The organism is Kitasatospora sp. NPDC041988 (assembly GCF_055588525.1).
In genome coordinates this window covers 12192-30671 of record NZ_JBVJCO010000019.1, presented here as the reverse complement: position 1 = coordinate 30671, position 18480 = coordinate 12192, and the positions used below count along the sequence as shown (strand labels likewise).

The following is an 18480-nucleotide window of genomic DNA, read 5'->3' as shown; positions in this document are numbered from 1 at the left end:
CCCCTCACGCGCCGATCCGGTACAGGGAGTGGGTCCAGGAGAACGTGCCGTTGGACACGTAGTAGTTGTAGTCCGCCCAGTTGTAGCGGTAGTTGGACGGCCACGGGTCGCCCCAGTAGACCCAGTTGTCGGCGGTGTCGTACCCGTACACCACGTGCATGTGGCCGCCGCCGGAGCTCCACTGGATCCGGGTCTCGACCGGGCGGTCGGCGTTCACCTCCGTCTGCACGGTGCTGTAGCGCAGGTACCCGGTGACGTACGAACCCGGGTTGATGCCGGCCCAGCTCAGGCCGTTCTGCACATCACCCAGCGTGGCCTGGCTGTTGGGGCAGCTGGAGTTGGTCGAGCGGCCGAACGCGGCGTTGCAGAACTGGTTCTGGCTGTAGCTGTAGCCGAACCAGGTGGCGATGGTGTTGCCGCTCGCCGCCCAGCACCAGTTGGTCTGCTGTTGCTGCTGCATGGTGATGTTGAGCTTCTTGTACGTGCCGGCCAGGTCGGCCGTACTGCCCGCAGCACCTGCCGGGCGGACGTGCGCGGCAGGGACCGGCGCGCCGTTGGGGGCGGCGGAGGCCGGGGCGGTGGCCGCGACGGTGAGCGCCGGGCCGAGCACGCCGAGCGCGAGCACCGAAACCGCGCGGCGCAGGCGTATCCGTGGAACTGACATGGGGGAGTTCCTCCTTGCACAGGCAGAGGAGTGGAGAAGTGTGGGGGTGCGGTCCGGATCGCGTCACCGAGCATCCCGCCGTTGACAGAGCCTGGTCAACGGCCCTCGTGGGCCCCGTCCACAGGTGTGAACAACCCCGCCCAGGTGTGAACGCCACCCCCCGAAACCACCGCGCGGCACACCACCACCGGTGACAAACCGCCCTCCGCATGTGAATATTCACGACCAACCGGAACCCGCCCGGCCCGTCCCCCGAGGAGGCCGCCATGCAGCGCAGCGAACAGGCCGACCTCGCCACCGCCCTGCGCACCGGCCCCTTCCACCTCGCCCTGCGCACCGCCATCGCCGCCCGCGGGCTCGCCCTGCACCGTGTCCGCGAACACCTCGCCCAACGCGGCGTCCAGGTCGGCATCACCAGCCTCAGCTACTGGCAGCAAGGCCGCCGCCGCCCCGAACGCGCCGAATCACTGCGCGCGGTAAGGGTGTTGGAAGACGTCCTCGACCTCCCCGCGCACTCCCTCACCCGACTCCTCGGCCCCCGCCGCGCCACCCCCGCCGACCCGGCCGGCCCACCCGTCCGCCCCTACCGCGACCTCATCACCCCGGCCACCGCCGTCGACGACCTGCTCGCCACCATCGCGAGCCCACGCGACACCGGCCTGCACACCATCACCCACATCGAACGCATCCGCATCGGCCCCGACCGCCACCTCGTCCGCCGCGACTCCCAGCACGCCCTGCGCGCCCACCGCGACGGCATCGACCGCTACCTGGCCATCTACCAGGGCGACCCCGGCTGCGACATCGACCGCGTCGGCGTCCGCGCCGAGGAGAACTGCCGCCCCGGCCGCATCCGCCGCGACCCCGCCCACGACCTGCTCGTCGCCGAACTCCTCCTCGACCGCCGCCTCCGCGCCGGCGACACCCACCTGCTCGGCTACGGCTTCGACGACACCCCGACCCCCACCCCCAGCAGCGAATACGTCCGCGGCTTCAACTCCGGCGCCGGCCAGTACGTCCTCCAGGTCACCTTCCACCCCGCCGCCCTCCCCGTCCGCTGCCACCGCTTCGCACTCCACTCCCCCGGCGAGAAGCCGTACGAGACGGAGGAGCTGACACTCGACGGCCACCGGTGCGTACACCTGGTGGCGACGCAGCTGCGGCCGTGCCTGCTGGGGATCCGGTGGGACTGGGAGTAGCGGAGGGGTCAGTGGGACCAGTAGGAGTCGTCGAGGTCGGCGCCGTGCCCACCCTTCGGCCTCTTGGCCAGCGGCGGCACCGGCCCGTACTCATGAGCGGGCTGGTACCGCACGAAGTCGAGGTCCGCGCTGAACGAGACACTGTTGTACGCCCCGTCCGAGGACGCGCTGAGCCCCACGAACAGATAGTCGCCGGCCTCGCAGCGAAGGGAGGTCAGCCCGGGGTTGCCCTTGTCAGGCTCGGTCCGGTCCACCGGACGACACCCCAATGCCTCCCAGTTCCAGCTGATCTGATCGAGCAGCCTCGGGAGCTTTGCCGGCGAAATCCGGGTGCGAATGGTGACCGCCCCGAAGAGGAGGGACTTCAGGCTCGGCTCGCCGTCCCAGTGGTCGTCCTCGCGCGCCACCTGGTAGTCGCCACCGAGATAGGCCACGGGCGGCGAGATCCCGTCCATGGTGGCACGCAGGAACGCGTCGATCCGGCCCTTCGCCGCCTCGGGGCTCTTCAGGACTCGCTTGTCCCGCAGAGCCATCGGCCCGTAACCGTTGTAGAAGAGGCCCACTCCGGTGGCCAGCACAGCTGTCGCCACCGCGATCGGGATGACCACCTTCCAACGGATCCTCATCGGCCCGCCGCCAGCTGGACGTCGCCGTTGCGCGTGACGATGGAGGCGATGTTACCCAGTGAGGGGCCGCCGTTCTCCGGGGTGAGGTACTTGGTGTGCATCCCGATGACGTCCGTCGCCGCACCGCCGTTGTTGACGGAGAAACGCTTCGCACCGAAGGAGTCGCTGGCCGGGTCCCTCCCGTACCAGCCCTCGTCCGGGTTGAAGAGTTCGTGCTTGGCCGTGGCGAGGAATGGTCCGAACGGGCCGGCGCCCAGGGCCACGAGCGCGTCCCCCGGTGTCGGCGTATGGGTGACGACGTCATTGGTGGCCGCGCCTGCCCAGACATGTCCGGGCATTCCGAGATCGGACGCCTTGTCCACACCTACACCTGGGCTGCCGAGGAACACCACGTCGTCCGGTGGGCTGAAGGGCCCCGGATGCGTGGCGAGTTTGGTGGCCTGGCCGACCACATAGGAACCGTAGCTGTGGCCGATCGACGTGATGTGCGGCGGCTGACCACCGCCGTGGGCGGCCCGCACCCCACTGAGGAAGTTCGCGTAGTCCGGCGCGCCCTTGAGTCCGGCCTTCGGTGACGCGGCTCCCGGGTCGGCCCCCGGCGGGTCGTAACCGAGCCAGACGATCGAAGCCACCGATCCGCCGGGCGGCACCTTGGCGTTGGCCGCCCGCCAGAGGTTCAGCGTGTTCTCCGCCTCATTGGTCCCGGGGGCCCAGTTGTCCTTCGGCCCCAGTGCTGCGGGGACGGTGGTGATGCCCGGAACGTAGGCGGAGATGTCAGTGGCTGTGTCAGGATTGCCGAACGAGATGATCGCCCGGCCCTGGCCTTCGGTGCTGATCCCCAGCAGGTAGTCCTGCGGACGGCCGTCGCCGGCGTTCTTCGCATCGTCGTTCAGGCGACGCATGATGGGGTTGAGTTTCTCGAACTCCTCCTGTTCGGCCTTGGTACGAGGCCGACCGCCGAGTTCCCGCAGCCGCTTCGCCAGGTACTCCCGGTTCACCTGGTCCCGTACCGGTGCCGGGATGCCGTCCAGGTTGCCGATCGCCTCCGGGTGGTGGTCGATGAACCACTGCTGGCCGGCCGGGTCGAGGCCCTTCCACCAGGAGTTGACCTCCGTCGGGGTGGCGTCCTTCCCGGGCATGTCCTTCTTGTAGGCCGGGTTGTTGAGGTCGCCGAACTGCTGAAGGTACCCGTCCGCGTTGGCCGTCTTCAGGTCCAGTCCGGACTTGTCGGTGGCGCGGCCGGTGAAGCGCTTGAGGGCGACGGCGAGGCCCTGGTCGGCCTGGGTGGCCTCGGTGAGGGCGCCGGTGATCCGCTTGCTGATCTCCTCGGCCGCCGCCTTCTGCCTGTCCGCCCAGTCGGCCGCCTGGTAGGGGTTGGCCGAGGCGCTCCAGCTGACGGTGCCGTCGTCGGCGACCTTGAGGTTCTTGGCGGCCGCGTCGGTGAGTGCCTGCCGCAGCTTGGACTGCGCGAGGGAGAACGTGTCGGCATGGTCGCGCAAGGTGCCCTCGATGCAGGACAGTTCGATGTCTGCCGCCTGCAGCTTGGCCGTGGTCGCGTCCAGGGACTTGGTGGCCGCGTCGGCGGCTTCACCTGTCCAGCCGGAGCCGTGCACCCGGTCGGCGGTGCCGCTCTTCCACTCCGTGGCGTGCTGAACGTACGCCTTGTACAACTGCCCGTACGCCTCGGCCGCGGCGTACAGCTCGTCCGGTTTGGCGTTCTTCAGGCCCGCCAGGTCCACTGCTCAGCCCCCCAGCTGTCACTCACGAGTGCTCCCCCTTGTACTCACCGCTACCATAGCGCGCACAGCCGACAGCACAGCCGAGGGGGAGACGGTGGCCGACGGTACGGGTTTCAAGGTGCGGCCGGACGAGTTGTCCGCCGCAGGTACCAACGCGCAGACGGTGGCGGGGAAGGTTCCGGAGGAGACGGCGAAGCTGGCCGCGCCGAGCGACCGGGCGGCGGCCGGGCTGCCGGGGTGGCAGAGCGGGGCGGCGCTGCACGACTGCTCGGCCGCCTGGAAGACGCTGCTCGACGGGCTGGCCGAGGACATGAAGGCAGCGGGCGGCAACCTGCTCGCCACCGCCCACAACTACCGCAACAGCGACCGGTCGATGGGCGGGACTCCGGTGGCGGAGGGCGGCAGCGACCCGTTCAACACCAAGGTCCGTCATTCGCCCGGGGTCCACGCGATCGACTGACGGCCGGCGGGCGTCGGCCATTCTGTGGTGCGGCGGGTGTCGTACGCCGGGTCGACGGTGCCGAAGAGCCGGTCCCATATCGTGGTGTAGAAGCCCAGGTTGACCGCCGGGTCGGCGTGGTGGCCGGCGTGGAACATCGGCAGCGCGACCCAGCGGAACACCGCGCGCCGCCGTATCCGGGCGGGGAAGGGTTCGACGCCCAGGTGTCCGAGCAGGCCGAAGACGAGGTTGATGCCGACGTACCCGGCGAGGGCGGCGGCGGAGATCTCGTGGACGCAGAGCACGGCGAGCCAGGTGCCGCCGAAGCCCATCACCTCGAGCGGGTGGAGCACGAAGAGGGTGGCCGGGCGCGGGTCGGGGTAGCGGTGGTGGAGTTCGTGGGCCAGCCGGTAGAGCCGGCGGCGGTGGGCGACCCAGTGGCCGCCGTACATCAGTCCGTCCATCACCAGGGTGAACACCAGGAGTTCGGCTGCCGCGCGGAGTCCGGTGTCGGCCGAGAGATGGATCCAGCCGGCCCGCCAGAGCGCCCAGCCGGCCACGCCGACGGCGGAGTTGAGCAGGACGGCGACGGCGGCCAGCAGCAGCTCCTGCCGGTCGGGCGGCGGGGGCGGCGGTGTCACCCGGCGTTCGCCGTAGCGCCGGACGAGCACTCCGCCCACGACCAGTGAGAGCGCCAGCAGCCCCAGGTTGGCGGTGAGCGCGCCGGCCACCACCTCCCCCGGGCCCAGCTTGCCCGCCCAGACGAGTAGCCCGTCCCCCATCGCGGTCACCCCCTCACCCGGCCTACCCGGCCCGACCGGCCCGCAGACCCTCTCAGCCCACGACGTCCGCGACGTCCGCGACGTCCGCGACGCCCTCAACGCCCGCGACGTCCGCGACGTCCACGACGCCCGCGAAGTCCAGCGTCAGGCTGTCTTCCACCGGCCGGTACCCGATCTTCTGGTAGATCGAGTTGCTGGTCGAGTTGGCGAGGTCGGTGTAGAGCAGCACCTCGGACGCGCCCCGGGCGAGGGCTGCTGCCGAGGCGGCCGCCGTGACGCCGCTGGCGTAGCCGTGCCCGCGTGCCTCGGTGGGCGTGTAGACCGGGCCGATCCTGGTCATGCCGACGACAACGGGGCTGTTTCCTGCCATCGCGACGGGGCGGCCGTCGTCCTCCCAGAGGTGGAGCAGGCCGTCGGCGATGCGTTCGTCCACCGTGGCCGGGACGTTGGGGAGTTCGACGGTGGCCTCGACCGCGAATGCCTCGTACCACTCGATCAGCAGCTCGCGGTCGGCCGGCGCGGCGACCCGGTGGCGGCCGGCGGGCGGGCGCGGCGGGTCGGTCAGCTCGCCGAGCCGGTAGAGCCGTTGGTTGAACCGGAGGGACGCGGTGGCGCCGGTGGCGGCCTGCCAGACGGCGGAGAACGCCCGGGCCGCCGAGTCGCCGCCGGACACGCCGGGGACCTCGCTGAACTCGGGCCCGGCCGCGGCCAGTTCGCCGGCGAGCTCGGCAGCCGCCGCGTCCGGCATCACGCCGAGGCGCGGCTCGAACGGCGGCGACCACAGAAAGGCGCCCTCGACCGGGCCGCCCGGCTCGCGGCTCCACCAGCCGAAGACCGGCGTCTCCTCCCCGAAGGCGTGCAGCCCGCGCCTGACCAACCGGTCGACCACGGTGAGCAGCACGGTGTTCTCGGCCGGGCGGGCACCGAGGAAGTCACCGGCCCGGGTGCGGAACTCGTCGAGGGAGGTGGTCAAGGTCCAGGTCATGCCCGATTCTCGCCCGCCCGCCGGACCGGGACCAACCGAATTACGCGGCCGGGCCGCTCAGCTCCGGCAGGGCCCCGAGCCGCTCGGCCAGCGCCGCCGGATCGGTGGTCGGCGCGTCGCAGGCGAAGTGCCGGCAGACGTACGCGGCGGGCGCCCCGCCCACCAGCGGCCGGTCGGCCAGCAGCGGCACCTCGACCGCCCCGGACGGCTCGCCGAGTGCGACCACCGCGCCCGGCGCCGTCCCCAGCAGCGCCGCCCGGTGCAGTGCGGCCGTCGCCGCCGCCCCGGCCGGGCCGACCACGGCGACCTCGCGCGGGCCGTCCGTCAGCGCCTCGGCGACGGCCAGGCCCCAGCCGATGAACCGGGGTGCCCTGGTGGCCAGTGCCCCGACGATGCCGAGCGCCCGCTCGGCGGCGGTGCGGTGGCGCGCCGAGCCGGTGTACGCGGCGTAGGTGAGCAGCGCGCCGGCGGCGGCCGTCCAGCCGGACGGGGTGGCGTTGTCGGTCGGGTCCTGGGGCCGCCGGATCAGTTCCTCGGCGTCGTCGGCGGTGTCGTACAGCGCGCCGGACGTCTCGTCGGCGAAGTGCTTGAGCACGGTGTCCAGCAGCCCGCCGGCCAGCTCCAGCCACTCCGCCTCGCCGGTCACGGCGTACAGCGCGAGGAAGCCCTCGGCGGTGTCGGCGTAGTCCTCCAGCACGCCGGCGTTGGCGCCGGCCCGGCCGTCCCGGGAGGTGCGCAGCAGCCGGCCCTCGGGGGTGAGGTGGACGGCGAGCAGCAGGTCGGCGGCGCGCTCGGCGGCCTCGACCAGGTCGGGGCGGTCGAGCAGGGCGCCGGTTTCGGCGAGTGCGGCGATGGCGAGGCCGTTCCAGGCGGCGACCACCTTGTCGTCCCGGGCGGGCGCCGGCCGCCCGGCCCGCGCTTCGAACAGCCTGGCCCGGACGCGTTCGGCCGCGGCCGGGTCCGCCGCGTCACGCAGCATCTGCAACACCGACGCCCCGTGCTCGAACGTCCCGGCCCCGGTCACCTCGTACAGCTCCGCCGCGAGCGCGCCGTCGGCCTCCCCCAGCACCTCGGCCAACTGCCCGGGCGTCCAGGCGTAGTACGCCCCCTCGGCCTGCTTCCCGGTCGCCGGGTCGAGGCTGTCGGCGTCCAGCGCCGAGGCGAACGCGCCTTCCGGGGTGCGCAGTTCGCGCAGCAGGAAGTCGGCGGTGGAGAGTGCCGTCCGCCGGGCGAGCGGGGAGCCGGTGGCCCGCCAGAGGTGCAGGTAGGCGCGGAGCAGCAGCGCGTTGTCGTACAGCATCTTCTCGAAGTGCGGGACCACCCAGCCGGCGTCCACCGAGTACCGGGCGAAGCCGCCGCCGAGCTGGTCGTGGATGCCGCCGCGGGCCATCGCCTCGCCGGTGCGGACGGCCATCTCCAGGGCTGCCTCGGAGCCGGTGCGGGCGTGGTGGCGGAGCAGGAACTCGATCACCATGGCCGGCGGGAACTTGGGCGCGCCGCCGAAGCCGCCGCGCCGGGCGTCGAAGTCCCGGCTGAGCGTGACCAGCGCCTGGTGCAGGTCCGCCTCGGCCGGCGGGTGGTGGGCGCCGGCCGAGTAGACGGAGGCCCGCTCGGCCAGGTCGGCCCGGATGCGGGTGGCCACCTCGCCGACCTCGTCCCGGCGGTCGCGCCAGGCGGCGTCGACACCTTCGAGCACCTGGCGGAAGGACGGCATCCCGTGCCGGGGCTCCGGCGGGAAGTACGTCCCGAAGTAGAACGGGTCCTTGTCGGGGGTGAGGAAGACCGTCATCGGCCAGCCGCCCTGCCCGGTCGCCGCCTGCACGGCCTCCATGTAGACGGCGTCGACGTCCGGGCGCTCCTCGCGGTCGACCTTCACCGCGACGAACCGCTCGTTGGCGTACCCGGCCAGCGCCTCGTCCTCGAAGGACTCGTGCGCCATCACGTGGCACCAGTGAATTCGTAGAAGCATAAGTGGCAGGACGCATAGCCCACACTCAAGAGGATGGGCACGTCCCGCCGCTTAGCTTCATTCATCGCCTCCTCTCCCCATGGCCACCAATCCACCGGATTGGAGGCATGCTGGAGCAGGTACGGCGACGTCGCATTGGCGAGTCGGTTCATACCGGCATCGTCGCACGATCCAGACCGCCCAGCCCAGCCTCCACGCTCGACCTCACCCAGGCACCAGTCGCGGATCGCTAGGTCATGGCGCGGCGGCGTACTGCCGTTACCGGACCCCAGGAGATCGGCCCCCGACCGGCGACGGGTTCCTCAGGTGGCCTGCGGTGACCGTCTACCACTCACCGCGGGCCGATGCGTTGGGCGGCCGAGCGGGGTCAGGTGTCGGCGGTGGGTTCCTGGCCGTGTTGGGAGGAGCGGAGTTGCTCGTTGATGCGCAGGGCTTCTTCGAGTTGGTCTTCGAGGATGACGATGCGGCAGGCGGCTTCGATGGCGGTGCCCTGGTCGACCAGGTCGCGGGCGCGCATCGCGATGCGCAGTTGGTAGCGGGAGTAGCGGCGGTGGCCGCCCTCCGAGCGCAGGGGTGTGATGAGGCCCTGTTCGCCGAGGGAGCGCAGGAAGCCGGGCGTGGTGCCGGTCATCTCGGCGGCGCGGCCCATGGTGTAGGCGGGGTAGTCGTCGTCGTCGAAGGAGTTGGGGGTGGCGGGGGTGTGGGGCCTGTCGGTCGTCGTAGTCACTGCACCTCTCTTGGTTCCTGGGGAACGCGTCGAGGGGCCCCGGCGCCGTAACGGCTCCGGGGCCCCGAAGGGGAACAACACCATCTACCGGCCTGGGCCGGGTTCCTTGTTCCGCAACTCCCCAGGCGTGGGGGTGTGCGGGGATCGCGTATGCGTGACCGGAAACCACCGTCCTCGTACTCAAAGGGGGTCTGCGGTGTCCGCCCGGGTGAATGCCTCACGGGCCGGGCGATCCTGATGGCGCTCTGTCCCTCCGTTCATCCTCTGTACGGACTGAATACTGCGAACTGCGGTACTGCCAAGCACTGGTAACGCGAACTGCTAGGTACTGCTCACACGGGTACTTCTCGGTACTGCTGAACTTCAACTACCTGGTCCGACAGCCAGCCCCGTTGCCCGTCCTGCTCACCTGCTCGGCTTGGAACCCCACTGCCGGACTCCCAGCACGCGCGCCCGCAGCCTGGCGCCTTCACTGGGATACCGCGTCCTGCGACTGCTGGTACCGCTTGACTCAACTTCACCTGCTGGTACTGCACATGCACTTACCGCGGTACCGCTCGTGGTGACCCCTGATCACTGCGGGCCACCTGGCCCGGCCGCCAGTCCTGTCGCCCTACTGCACCTGCTCTGACTTCAGGACCCTACAACCGTGCCCACCTGCGAACTTCTGCAATGCTGCCCGCCAGTTCGTGTCTGGCGGGTACCGCTTGACTGCGTCTACGAGAGAAACACTAACCACAGCCCACGGCAATGTCTACTCCAGCCAGCACAGATTTTTCAGTGTCCGAAGGGAAGGTAGTCTGCGCTCCGCAGAAGGGCGGTCCGCACCCGCGGCCCGGGACAACGAGCAGCACCACGGACGGGAGGCGACGGTGGAAGGGCCACAGACGACGCGGCCGGTGCGCACGCCCGACCCGGCCACGCGGGCGTCCGTACTGGCCGCCCTCGCCGAAGCCGTCCGTGACCGGGACCAGCGCAGCCTGCGGCGGCTGCTGGCCCGCTTCGCCGAACAGGTCACCATCACCGACCTGCACGCCCTGCGCGATGCGCTCGACCCTCGCCGCAGTCGGCGGCCAGGCCCCTCGTAGTCGGCACGCGACGGGGGCGTCGGTACTACCGTGGCACTACCACCAGTGCGGCCCCGAGTGCCAGGTGGCGCAAACGACGGCGTCACAGGCCAGGCAGATGTGCCCGGCCCAGCGCGCCGGGAACCAGCCCTGCCCCAGGCGGTCCGGCTGCCAGCGGTCGGGCACCATGGCCACGGTGCCCATGCCGCAGAGGGTCCGCGACCCCGGATCGTCCGGGCCATCCGAATCGGAGGGCGCGACGTGGACCCAGCGCACCGCCAAGGCGTCGACAGGCTCCTCGCCCACCCGCTGGATGCGCGCGTCCAGCGGCTCGATCAGTTCCAACACCACCACGATGCCCCTGGGCCAACCGTGCGCGGTCGTGCCCGTCCCTGCACGTGGCCACGGGAGCGGCCGGCAGCGGACCATGTCGGCCACCCCGTTTCGCGGGCCTCCGCCGGAGCCCGGGCCAGGAAGTAGGTCCGGGCCGGCGGACGGAGCCGCGCCCACCGGCCGCTCGATCGCGCCAGCGGGAGGTCGAGCCGCAGGGCGCGGCCGTCCGCTGGCGCGATCCGCCACTGCAGGCCAACGGGTGAGGCCGACACGGGGGGCGGGGTCACTGGGGAAGGGCGACCAGGACGCGGCCGCGGCTGCCGGCGTCGACGCGGTCATGGGCCTTGGCGATGTCCGCCAGCTCGTAACGGTCGCCGACTTCGACGGTCAGGGCGCCCACGGCGGCCGCGGCGGTCAGATCGCGTGCTGCCTGGCGTTTCGCCTCTTCGGGGAAGTCGTCGCTGCCGATCAAGCGCAGGATGACATTGTTGAACAGCAGGGGCCAGAAGGGGATCTCGGTCCGGTCCGCGCTCGTCGCGTAGGCGGCGATCACCGCGCCGTTCGCGACGACGGCGTTGTCCAGGTCGGCGTTGTCGGACAGGGACACCTCGACGACCCGGTGCACGCCCTCGGACGCGTACGCGCGGATCGCCGCCGCTGGGTCCCCCTGGTCCATGGCCACAGCGTGGGACACCACAGCCGGGTCGACCTGCGCGAGATCCGCGCCGCGCCGGACGGTGGCGAGCACCCTCGCCCCGCCCCAGCAAGCGAGCTGCGCGGCCAGGGAGCCGACCCCGCCCAGGACGCCGTGCACCAGCACGAGCTTGCCGTCGACCGGGCCGTCGGCGAACACGGCGCGGTGGGCGGTGATGCCGGGGATGCCTAGGGCCGCGCCGAGCTCGTCGCTGAGGTGGTCGGGCAGCGGGACAGCCAGATCGGCGGGTACGACGGTGTACTGGGCGGCCGTGCCGAAGGGCCGGTAGGACTGAGCGCCGTAGATCCACACCCGCTGTCCGACCCGACGCTCGTCGACCCCCTCGCCCACGGCGTCGACGACTCCGGCGGCGTCGCTGTGCGGGATCACCCGTGGGTAGGGCATAGAGGAGCCGAGCCAGCCGCGCCGCTTCTTGGTGTCACCGGGGTTGACACCGGAGACGGTGACGCGAACGCGGACCTCACCCGGGCCGGGGGTGGGGTCGGGCAGCTCGCCGACGCGCAGCACGTCGGCGGCGGGGCCCTGTCGGTCGTACCAGGACGCAAGCATGAACGGCTACCTCCGGGGCTGGTCAGCGCACAGGTTGTCCGAGCGTAGAGGGGTCCGTCTCGGCGCGCGCGGTGACTGGCTCGTCACCGTCCAGAACCTGGTGCAACCAGGCCCGTTCGGCGCTACTGATGGCGCGGGCGGTCAGCAGCATGCCGCGCCGGTAGGGGTCGGCCATGTCCTCGGCACGCAGCGGCCGGTCGCCGTCGTAGAAGAAGCTCGCCGGCTCCTCCAGGAACTCCAGTCGCCGCCGCAGCACCGCGTGCTGTTCGGCGACGTCCGGCAGGAGGGACAGGAACGCCAGTACGGTGAAGAACCGCGTGAAGTCGCTGATCTCGTGGTCGGCGGGCGTGCGCAGCCGCTTCAGCAGGTCGGTGCGCCCGGCGTCGGTCACGCTCAGTATGTAGCGGGCCGCACCCCCAGCCGGGTCCGCGCGCCGTTCCAGCAGGCCCGCCGCGGCGAGACGCTTGATCGCCGGGTACAGACTGCCGTCGCTCACCGGCCGGGTGTAGCCCGTCAGCTCCGAGAGTCGGCGGCGCAGTTCATGTCCGGGCAAAGGCCGCTCGGCCAGGAAGCCCAATATCGCTAGGTCAAGCATGACCCTATCCTCTCACATCGATTCGATGTGCACATCGAATCGATGTACTGTGGTTCTTCCGCTCGCTCGCTGCGAGGGGCAGTGCAAGAAGAGAGAGGCGGACGGACATGTCGCCGCGATCCACCGAATCCGTGATGAGTCGCTTCGTCGAGTTCATCAACACAGCTGACGAGGACCTTGCCCGTGAGGTCATCGCCCCAGATGCCGAGTTTCATGCGCCGAGCCACCCGGAACCGCTGCGGGGGCCCGAGGGCTACCTGGAGCTGATCGCGATGATGCGCGCGGGGTTCCCGGATGTCCGGTGGACTCTGGAAGAGACCGTCACCGAGGGCGACACGGTGGCCGCCCGGTTCACCATGCGCGGAACGCATCAGGGCGAGTTCTTCGGAATCCCGGCCAGCGGCAAGACCATCTCGGTCCAGGCCATGAACCTCTACTACCTGGCCGACGGAAAGATCATCAAGGAGCGGGGCCAGCCCGACCTCCTCGGGGTGATGCAGCAGATCGGTGCCGTGCCTGCGCCTTGAGAGCACAGGCCCGTCGTCGGCAGCGCCGGACGTCTACCGGCTTCCGCCGGTGCGAGGGTGGCGTGCCAGACCATGGTCCTGGCGCACCACCCTCGTCTCATGCCACCTCGCCGGTGGTCAGCTCTTCGCATCCGGTCACGACTCGGCGACCGCGAGGCCGGCGATGGCCACGAGCATCAGCGCCGCGCCGACGACCGTGGCCGCGGTGAGCCGCTCGCCGAGGAACAGGCCCTCTCTGCGGAGCTGCGACCCACCGCTGTGCCGCCGCAGTGGCGTCGTGCACGCCGTCCTGGCCACACTCGGCGGCCAGCTCATCGACGAGGAACGCTGCGACCTGGCCGCCACCCTGCCCGAACCCGCCCGCACCACCTTCGCCTCACAGATCCCCTGGACGCTCACACCTTCGTCGACACCGTCGCCGCCACCCTGGACACCACCACCGACGCCGCCTGCTGGCACACCGGCGCCGCCCTCACCAACCTCGGCGGCGAGCCCCTGACCGACCGTGTCCTGACCCAACTCCCCCACGGCTACGCACTCCTCTACGGCCGCGCCGACCTCACCGCCGCCGCCTGGCGAAGGAACAACGGCAGGTTGCGCCACGAGAGCCGCCCGTCAGGCTCACCGCACCCCTGAATCGGCCTGGATCCGGGAGTGACGCTCCACCGGCCGGCTTCCGTCCGGCGCCGGTGAGACCGGGCCGCGGGCGGTCAGTCAGGCCGCCGCGGCCGGTGCGCTTCCCAGCGTGCCTCCGCCCCAACCCGCCTCGGCCCGGATTCCCGCCCCGGCTATGGCCCGGCGGTCGGACTCGCGACCAGGCCGGTCCGATTCCAACCCCGAAGCAGGCAACCGGCCTCCTACTCAACGTCTCAGGTGTCGGAGTAGCCGAGGTCGCCGATGGTCCAACTGCTGATGTCCTCGATGGCGATGCGGTACATGCCGCCCGTGTGGGGTAGCGCGAAGTTTCCCTGCAGGATTTTCGCGCGGTGGAGGTGGAGGTGGGTGGGCCGTGCGGGCGGGCCGTCGGCGGATGGTGCGAAGAGGGCGGCGAACGGCTTCAGGTGATCCGAGGCTTGGAGGACCTCCGCCACCCGCTCCCACCACAGGGACACCGGCGCGAGCCTGCCGGTGATCACTGCGCCGGGGACCACCACGGTCAAGGACATCTGGTTGCTGTGCTCGGACTCGACCATCGCGGCGATGTCGACGAGCAGCCCGTCAGGGTTCGACATGATTCCCAGATTAGGACACGGCAGCCGGGGTCCGGGAGTCCACCCGGGACAGTGACCGCGACGCGTTCGGGTGTGCCGCCGGTCTACGCGGCCAGGCTTCGACCGGCGCCCGCTGCCGCGAGCACCGGCCGGCTGCGACGCGGCGCACGGCAGGACGGCAGGCCCGCGAGGGCTGGGCTGGTGCCAGGACCGTGCCGACCCGCGGTGACGAGCAACTCGGTTCCAAGGGCGACGACGGTAAAGCCCGCGGCGTCGAGGACCTCCGACAGGGCCAGGGTGAGTGCGTTGCGGATGCCGCGGAACTCGGTGCGCCCGGCGGCGTCGGCGGGATGCGGGGAGGCCGCGACGATTCCAGCGCCCACATGACCGGCGTACAGCCGACATTGACTGATCGTCATGTGCCGTTCCGGCTATCGCCGGTACCGCGCCGGGCTGAGGCCGCAGGGCCCTTCGACATAGCCGTCGGGACCAATGGCCGGGGTGCGTGCCCCCTGGCTGGTGCACCGAGGCGCGGTGCGCCGTCGCCTCGGTGCAGGGTCCGCCCGCGAGTGGTGCAGCGTGGTTGGCAGAGTGGCCCCGGCCTGCTGCGGGACGTCCGGGGTCAGAGTTTGAACAGCGCGGTGTACGGCTGGGTGATGCGTTCCTGCCGTGACCCGAAGTCGACGAGTACGGCAATGTCACTGTCGCCTTCGACGCCGATGGCCCGGCCGAGGCCGTACCTGTCGTGGGTGACGCGGTCGCCCACGGCGAACCGCTTGAGCGGCGCCTGGACCCGGGCCTTGAAGGGGCTGGTGGGCAGGGGGCGGCGGACTGCTGCTGATTTCGTCATTCCTTCGAGTATGCACCGGAAAGCGCGGGGGCGGGCCCTTTTGGCGGCACTCGAATGTGGACGGGTCGGAATTCGAATCGTGCCGTCCACCGTCTCCGCCGGTGCCGTTGACGGGACTGACCCAGGGCCGGAGTGGTGGGAGTCCGCGCGGCGCGCGTCGGGGCTCGCCCGCGTCGCACTGCCGACGGAGCCGCCACTTCGGGCAGAGCGCCATGCTGTCAACCAGCCTGTTCACAAGGCGTGTTGACGCCCCTGGCGGCTCGGCGGCGGCGGGCCTCCGGGGAGGGCCCTGCGAAACCGGGGAAGAAATAATCCACCACAGAAGGCCGGGGCCTGCTAGAGTCTTCTTAGTTGCAGTAGTGGTTCCCATGAACTTTGTGTGCGCCTGCTGATGTATCGCAGGCGCATTTTTGTTTGCCCGGCTCTTCCCCGGGTGGGTCATCATCGCGGCACTCGGAGTCCGCACAGTGCGGACTCCGGACAGCCCCTTGAAGGAGAATTTTTTTATGGCTAATGGCACTGTGAAGTGGTTCAACGCGGAAAAGGGCTTCGGCTTCATCGAGCAGGAGGGTGGCGGCCCGGACGTCTTCGCCCACTACTCGAACATCAACGCCAACGGCTTCCGTGAGCTGCTTGAGGGCCAGAAGGTCGAGTTCGACGTCACGCAGGGCCAGAAGGGCCCGCAGGCCGAGAACATTCGTCCGCTGTAGTTTTTCTGCCATGGCACCCGCCTAGCAGCGAGGGGCCCGCACCGCGTACATGCCCGGTGCGGGCCCCTCGGCATTGCGTCACGACGCACATCCCCGGCCGTTCAGGCCCCCTGGCTTCGCCACTGGCAGCCATCCCCACGCGAGACGCCAAGCGCCGCGTCCGGATCGGCGCCCTGCCGTGAGACTTCACGGTTCGAGGTTCGCGCTCCCGCCGATATCGGTGAGCGCCGACCGCAGGTGACGTGCCGCACGGTTCTACCGTCCACGCTCCGCCCGTCACACTTCTGGCCCGTTCCCTTGCGGTCTCCGCCGGCGCCCCTGCGCTGCGGAGCCTTCCTCGTGACGTGCCGCCCTGAGGAAGGTTTCCCGCATGAACCGCTCCAGTCGCTCCTCGTACCAGAACGCCAACTCCCGCTCCGGCGCCGCCTACCGGTCCCGCTCCGGCGGCAGTTCCTTCTACGGCGACCGGCCTGCCGGCGGCCGGAACTCCTCCGGGCGCAGTGCCCGTCAGGGCTCCTCCCCGCAGGGTGAGTTCGCGATGCCGGTAAGTACCACCCCGGCGCTGCCGGCCGTCGAGTCGTTCGACGAACTGGACATGCCCAAGGCGCTGCTGTCGGTGCTGACCCGCCAGGGCGTCACGGCTCCGTTCCCGATCCAGGCTGCGACGCTGCCGAACTCGCTGGCCGGACGTGACGTGCTCGGCCGTGGCCGCACCGGCTCCGGCAAGACCATCGCGTTCGGTCTCGCGGTGCTGGCCCGCATCGCCGGGCAGAAGGCCGAGCCGCGTCGGCCGCTGGCGCTCGTGCTGGTCCCCACCCGTGAGCTCGCGCAGCAGGTCACCGACGCGCTCACCCCCTTCGCCCACGCGGTGCGCCTGCGGATGGCGACCGTGGTGGGCGGGATGTCGATCGGGCGCCAGGCGCAAGCGCTGAACCGCGGCGCCGAGGTCGTGGTGGCCACCCCCGGCCGGCTCAAGGACCTGATCCAGCGCGGCGACTGCCAGCTCGACGGCGTCGCGGTGACCGTCCTGGACGAGGCCGACCAGATGGCAGACATGGGCTTCCTTCCGCAGGTCACCGAGCTCCTCGACCAGGTCGCCGAAGGCTGCCAGACGATGCTGTTCTCCGCCACCCTGGACCGCAACGTCGACCGGCTGGTGCGCCGCTTCCTCAAGGACCCGGTCACCCACTCGGTGGACCCGTCCGCGGGAGCGGTCAGCACCATGGAGCACCACGTGCTGCACGTGCAGAACTTCGACAAGAACGCCACGATCGCGCACATCGCCTCACGTGACGGCGGGGTGATCATGTTCATCGACACCAAGCACGGCGCCGACCGCCTGGTCCTCGACCTGCTCGCCAACGGCGTGAAGGCGGCGGCGTTGCACGGCGGCAAGTCCCAGCCCCAGCGCACCCGCACCCTGGAGCAGTTCCGCACCGGCCAGGTCACCGCGCTGATCGCGACCAACGTCGCCGCGCGCGGCATCCACGTCGACGGGCTCGACCTGGTCGTCAACCTGGACCCGCCGGCCGACCACAAGGACTACCTGCACCGCGGCGGCCGCACCGCCCGGGCGGGCGAGTCCGGCACCGTCGTCACCCTGGTCCTGCCGAACCAGCGCCGTGAGATGGCCCGGATGATGACCACCGCCGCCATCACCCCCGTCACCACCAGGGTCAGCGCCGGCGACGAGGACCTGGCCCGCATCACCGGCGCCCGCGTGCCCACCGGCATCCCCACCGTGATCGCCGACCCCGTCGTCGAACGCCCGCGCCGCGGCACCTCCACGAGCCGCAGCCGCCGCAGGCGCCCCGCCTACGCAGGAGTCGACACCCACGCGACCACCACGGGCCGCGACAACCAGGGCTCCTCCGGCCGCCGCCGTGCACCGAGGCGCGTCGCCCTCGCAGCCTAGAACGTACGTGTGGGCCTGGACCGCCCTCGCGGTCCAGGCCCACACGGCCCGCCGATGCGGAGCCGACGCCACAGTGCGCTCCGACGGCCCCGCAGGCAGGCCGTCCCGCCAGCAGTGCCCCGACACCGCCGGCCCCGGCGGAAGCGACACCAAGGAGTCCGCCGTGACCATCACCCTCGAACGCCCCGCGACCACCGCCACGGTCGGCGACCTCATGAAACACCCCGAGCTGCAGATCAGCGACGACGTCATGGTCGACACGGCGGTCGACATCCTGCGCAGCTCCGGCGCCGACCACCTCCTGGTCCGCGACGACGACGGCCGCTGCGCGGGGGTGCTGACCCGCCTGCACCTCGCCCCGTTCCAGGCCCGCTCCTGGTACACCGAGCGGACCCCGGTGCGCGACATCGTCCTCGACCGTGCCCCGTTCGCCACCCCCGCCATGCCCGCCACCACCGCGGCCGCCGCCATGCGCGCCCGCAGCCTGGCCGTGTGGCCGGTAGTGGACCACGACGGCCACGCCATCGGCCTGCTCATCCTTTAGACCTTGTCCTACGTGGTGAGCTTCCGCTCGGGCCACCGCCCGCAAAGCGGTCGGCCGGCCTGACGGCCCGCGTACGGGGGGCGCACTCCAACGGGGCGGCGAGCCGTCGTACCGGGCGGCCCGGAACCCGCCCGCGCCGGCGAGGCAGGGTGTCGGGCGGCCGGGCCGGTGGAGAACGGTCGGCCGGCGACCAGAGCTTGGGGGTGCCCGCTTCCGGGGCGGCCGGCGGTGTGCGGCTGTCGCCCACCGCGGGCCGATGCGGTTTGGCGGACGGGCAGGTGGGTCAGGTGTCGGCGGTGGGTACCTACCCGTGCTGGGAGGAGCGGAGCTGCTT

General features: G+C 71.3%; 20 protein-coding genes and 1 pseudogene. 7 read left to right on the top strand and 14 right to left on the bottom strand.

All coding sequences use genetic code 11. The features are described 5' to 3' along the window. Nucleotides 1-4: 4 nt before the first annotated feature. Nucleotides 5-664: a papain-like cysteine protease family protein gene (locus ACZ6NC_RS20140; RefSeq protein ID WP_465734566.1), complete on the bottom strand. Its 660-nt coding sequence runs from the start codon at nt 662-664 to the stop codon at nt 5-7. A 266-nt stretch (nt 665-930) separates the two neighbouring features. Between ACZ6NC_RS20140 and ACZ6NC_RS20135 the strand changes: the two genes are divergently transcribed. Next, entirely contained in the window at nt 931-1863 is a 933-nt protein-coding gene (locus ACZ6NC_RS20135; protein ID WP_465734564.1) for a hypothetical protein, read from the top strand. A gap of 8 nt (nt 1864-1871) precedes the next feature. Here ACZ6NC_RS20135 and ACZ6NC_RS20130 read toward each other — a convergent pair whose 3' ends face one another. Next, complete coding sequence (locus ACZ6NC_RS20130) at nt 1872-2489, bottom strand: hypothetical protein (RefSeq protein WP_465734562.1); 618 nt, start codon at nt 2487-2489, stop codon at nt 1872-1874. After that, nucleotides 2486-4228 (bottom strand): alpha/beta hydrolase, encoded by a 1743-nt coding sequence (locus ACZ6NC_RS20125; protein WP_465734560.1) that lies wholly within the window; start codon nt 4226-4228, stop codon nt 2486-2488. The genes ACZ6NC_RS20130 and ACZ6NC_RS20125 overlap by 4 nt, the downstream gene beginning before the upstream one ends. A gap of 94 nt (nt 4229-4322) precedes the next feature. Between ACZ6NC_RS20125 and ACZ6NC_RS20120 the strand changes: the two genes are divergently transcribed. Next, nucleotides 4323-4688, top strand: a complete 366-nt coding sequence (locus tag ACZ6NC_RS20120) for a hypothetical protein (protein ID WP_465734558.1) — start codon at nt 4323-4325, stop codon at nt 4686-4688. Here the strand turns inward: ACZ6NC_RS20120 and ACZ6NC_RS20115 are convergent. From ACZ6NC_RS20115 to ACZ6NC_RS20100, 4 genes and pseudogenes are all read right to left on the bottom strand, one after another. Beyond that, nucleotides 4658-5449 (bottom strand): sterol desaturase family protein, encoded by a 792-nt coding sequence (locus ACZ6NC_RS20115; RefSeq protein WP_465734556.1) that lies wholly within the window; start codon nt 5447-5449, stop codon nt 4658-4660. The genes ACZ6NC_RS20120 and ACZ6NC_RS20115 overlap by 31 nt on opposite strands. Before the next feature lie 52 nt (nt 5450-5501). Further along, complete coding sequence (locus ACZ6NC_RS20110; RefSeq protein WP_465734554.1) at nt 5502-6434, bottom strand: GNAT family N-acetyltransferase; 933 nt, start codon at nt 6432-6434, stop codon at nt 5502-5504. 40 nt (nt 6435-6474) lie between these two features. Continuing rightward, nucleotides 6475-8555: pseudogene (locus ACZ6NC_RS20105) on the bottom strand (thioredoxin domain-containing protein). A 215-nt stretch (nt 8556-8770) separates the two neighbouring features. Further along, a complete protein-coding gene (locus ACZ6NC_RS20100; RefSeq protein WP_465734759.1) occupies nt 8771-9052 on the bottom strand; it encodes a helix-turn-helix domain-containing protein in 282 nt (93 codons plus the stop codon). Nucleotides 9053-10029: 977 nt separating this feature from the next. Here ACZ6NC_RS20100 and ACZ6NC_RS20095 point away from each other — a divergent pair. Continuing rightward, a complete protein-coding gene (locus tag ACZ6NC_RS20095; RefSeq protein ID WP_465734552.1) occupies nt 10030-10218 on the top strand; it encodes a hypothetical protein in 189 nt (62 codons plus the stop codon). A gap of 36 nt (nt 10219-10254) precedes the next feature. Here the strand turns inward: ACZ6NC_RS20095 and ACZ6NC_RS20090 are convergent, their stop codons facing one another. The 3 genes from ACZ6NC_RS20090 to ACZ6NC_RS20080 form a co-directional block, all read right to left on the bottom strand. Beyond that, nucleotides 10255-10548, bottom strand: coding sequence for a hypothetical protein (locus tag ACZ6NC_RS20090; protein WP_465734550.1), 294 nt, complete (start codon nt 10546-10548; stop codon nt 10255-10257). A gap of 265 nt (nt 10549-10813) precedes the next feature. Continuing rightward, complete coding sequence (locus ACZ6NC_RS20085) at nt 10814-11794, bottom strand: NADPH:quinone reductase (protein WP_465734548.1); 981 nt, start codon at nt 11792-11794, stop codon at nt 10814-10816. Nucleotides 11795-11816: 22 nt separating this feature from the next. Continuing rightward, on the bottom strand, nt 11817-12389 hold the full coding sequence (locus tag ACZ6NC_RS20080; RefSeq protein WP_465734546.1) for a PadR family transcriptional regulator: 573 nt from the start codon (nt 12387-12389) through the stop codon (nt 11817-11819). A gap of 134 nt (nt 12390-12523) precedes the next feature. On the opposite strand from ACZ6NC_RS20080, the gene ACZ6NC_RS20075 reads away from it, so the two are divergent. After that, a complete protein-coding gene (locus ACZ6NC_RS20075) occupies nt 12524-12916 on the top strand; it encodes an ester cyclase (RefSeq protein ID WP_232246730.1) in 393 nt (130 codons plus the stop codon). Between the two features lie 135 nt (nt 12917-13051). On the opposite strand, the gene ACZ6NC_RS20070 is transcribed toward ACZ6NC_RS20075, so the two are convergent. The 4 genes from ACZ6NC_RS20070 to ACZ6NC_RS20055 all read right to left on the bottom strand — a co-directional run bounded on the left by ACZ6NC_RS20070 (nt 13052) and on the right by ACZ6NC_RS20055 (nt 14977). Further along, nucleotides 13052-13444 (bottom strand): hypothetical protein, encoded by a 393-nt coding sequence (locus ACZ6NC_RS20070; RefSeq protein WP_465734544.1) that lies wholly within the window; start codon nt 13442-13444, stop codon nt 13052-13054. Nucleotides 13445-13785: 341 nt separating this feature from the next. Continuing rightward, on the bottom strand, nt 13786-14148 hold the full coding sequence (locus ACZ6NC_RS20065; protein ID WP_465734542.1) for a hypothetical protein: 363 nt from the start codon (nt 14146-14148) through the stop codon (nt 13786-13788). 83 nt (nt 14149-14231) lie between these two features. Next, the gene (locus tag ACZ6NC_RS20060) at nt 14232-14546 is read right to left on the bottom strand and encodes a hypothetical protein (protein WP_465734540.1); all 315 of its coding nucleotides are present in this window, start codon (nt 14544-14546) and stop codon (nt 14232-14234) included. A 203-nt stretch (nt 14547-14749) separates the two neighbouring features. Beyond that, nucleotides 14750-14977: a hypothetical protein gene (locus tag ACZ6NC_RS20055; RefSeq protein WP_465734538.1), complete on the bottom strand. Its 228-nt coding sequence runs from the start codon at nt 14975-14977 to the stop codon at nt 14750-14752. 506 nt (nt 14978-15483) lie between these two features. On the opposite strand from ACZ6NC_RS20055, the gene ACZ6NC_RS20050 reads away from it, so the two are divergent. The 3 genes from ACZ6NC_RS20050 (at nt 15484) to ACZ6NC_RS20040 (ending at nt 18146) form a co-directional block, all read left to right on the top strand. Then, the gene (locus ACZ6NC_RS20050) at nt 15484-15687 is read left to right on the top strand and encodes a cold-shock protein (protein ID WP_030918248.1); all 204 of its coding nucleotides are present in this window, start codon (nt 15484-15486) and stop codon (nt 15685-15687) included. A 370-nt stretch (nt 15688-16057) separates the two neighbouring features. Continuing rightward, on the top strand, nt 16058-17602 hold the full coding sequence (locus ACZ6NC_RS20045) for a DEAD/DEAH box helicase (protein ID WP_465734536.1): 1545 nt from the start codon (nt 16058-16060) through the stop codon (nt 17600-17602). Between the two features lie 163 nt (nt 17603-17765). Beyond that, on the top strand, nt 17766-18146 hold the full coding sequence (locus ACZ6NC_RS20040; protein ID WP_465734534.1) for a CBS domain-containing protein: 381 nt from the start codon (nt 17766-17768) through the stop codon (nt 18144-18146). Nucleotides 18147-18480: the final 334 nt, after the last annotated feature.